General features: G+C 63.9%; 1 protein-coding gene and 2 pseudogenes. 2 read left to right on the top strand and 1 reads right to left on the bottom strand.

Annotated elements, in window-relative coordinates; all coding sequences use genetic code 11:
• Nucleotides 1-471 (top strand): annotated as a pseudogene (locus NKH16_RS34785) (DDE-type integrase/transposase/recombinase); the annotation flags it as partial.
• A 42-nt stretch (nt 472-513) separates the two neighbouring features.
• Here the strand turns inward: NKH16_RS34785 and NKH16_RS35145 are convergent.
• Nucleotides 514-1,445, bottom strand: a pseudogene (locus tag NKH16_RS35145) (transposase); the annotation flags it as partial.
• Between NKH16_RS35145 and NKH16_RS34795 the strand changes: the two are divergent.
• Nucleotides 1,344-1,572: hypothetical protein (locus NKH16_RS34795; RefSeq protein ID WP_352903963.1), on the top strand; the 229-nt coding region annotated here is incomplete at its 3' end. The pseudogene NKH16_RS35145 and the gene NKH16_RS34795 sit on opposite strands and share 102 nt — an antisense overlap.

The raw sequence follows: 1,572 nt of genomic DNA on the forward strand, positions 1-1,572 counted from the left end.
TTCGGCTGCCGGCGTCTTCTCGTGATGCTGAGGCGGGAGGGCCTGGTCGTGAACCACAAGAAGCTGTTCCGGCTCTATCGGGAGGGGAAGCTCGCCGTTCGCCGCCGTGGCGGCCGCAAACGGGCGATCGGGACCAGGGCGCCGATGGTGGTGCCGCTGAGGCCCGACGAGCGCTGGTCGCTCGACTTCGTATCGGACCAGCTCACAGACGGGCGCCGCTTCCGCATCCTGGCCGTCGTCGACGACTGCACGAGAGAGTGCCTGGCACTCATCATTGATACGTCTCTCTCGGGCATGCGGGTTGCCCGCGAATTGGACCGGCTCATCACCGAGCGCGGCCGGCCGAGAATGATCGTCAGCGACAATGGCAGCGAGTTCACCTCGAACGCCATCCTCTCCTGGGCGGATCAGAACCGCGTCGAATGGCATTACATTGCGCCCGGCAAGCCGATGCAGACGGATGTTGTAGAATAGCCCGTTCTTCTCATCGGCGGCTTTTTCCACAGCCTTCTGCCTTTCCGGCCTCGTTCGCCATCGGGAAGTCGCTGCTGCATAGGCAGCTTCCGCCTTCTCGACGCGGGATCGTTCTTCGGCGCGCTTGACCGGGATGTTGTAGTCGAAGGCGGTGCCGCGTCTGGCATGGCTGGTCGGAAGGCCGGCACGCAGCTCGACCGATCTGAACTTGCGGGCGAGCAAGGCCGGCCGGGCCCAGATGTAGTCGGTATCCTTGCTCAGCATGTGCCAGATGATCATTGCAAGCTTGCGCGCAGTGGCGACGGCCGCGATGTGCTTCCCGCGGCGCGAGGCGATCCGCTTGTGGAAGGCGCGAAGAGGTCCTGGCGATCGCACAGCCGCCCATGCCGCCTCGACCAGCATCCCCCGCGCATGGCCGCGGCCCTGCTTCGTGATGCGCCCGTGATAGGCTGGCCCCTCACCGGACTGCCGCACGCTCGGATTGAGGCCAAGATAGGCAACGAGCTTCTGTGGATCGCTGAAGCGCCGTATGTCGCCGATTGCCGCGGCAACGCTCGCAGCCACGGTGACGTCGAGGCCGGGCAACGTCATCAGGCGGCGGATTGTCGGATCCTGAAGGGCATGTACGGCGATATCCGCCTCGACTACCGTCAACGCCTCGTTGATCTGGTTAATCAAGCCGAGGTGGCGCTCGATGGCGGCGCGCTCATCCGCAGGCAATATTTGCCTCGTCAGCCATTTGCGCCCGCTGATCCCGACGAGGTTCCCATGCGGACACGGCGGGATCAGGTGGGCGTGGAGGATTGACTGGCTCGACGTAGGGCGACAGCACTTCAGCGACGGCAGCAGCATTGCCCGTGGATCACCACATGATCATCGTGGGTGAGTTCCTTCCTGGCGAACTCCTCGAGCTTATTGCGCAGCATTTGAACGCGGCCGAGCTTGACGATCTTGCCATCAAGCAACGACACGACCTCGGCGGCTACGCGGTGTATGTCCATGCCGATAATACGACGGTTCCCTCCATCGTTGGTCACGAACAGGGAGCGAGCGGGCAACACGACAAATACGGATCCGCGCTCGCAGCGCATCCGGGCG

The sequence above is a fragment of the Mesorhizobium sp. M1307 genome (assembly GCF_040318155.1).
Classification (GTDB): domain Bacteria; phylum Pseudomonadota; class Alphaproteobacteria; order Rhizobiales; family Rhizobiaceae; genus Mesorhizobium.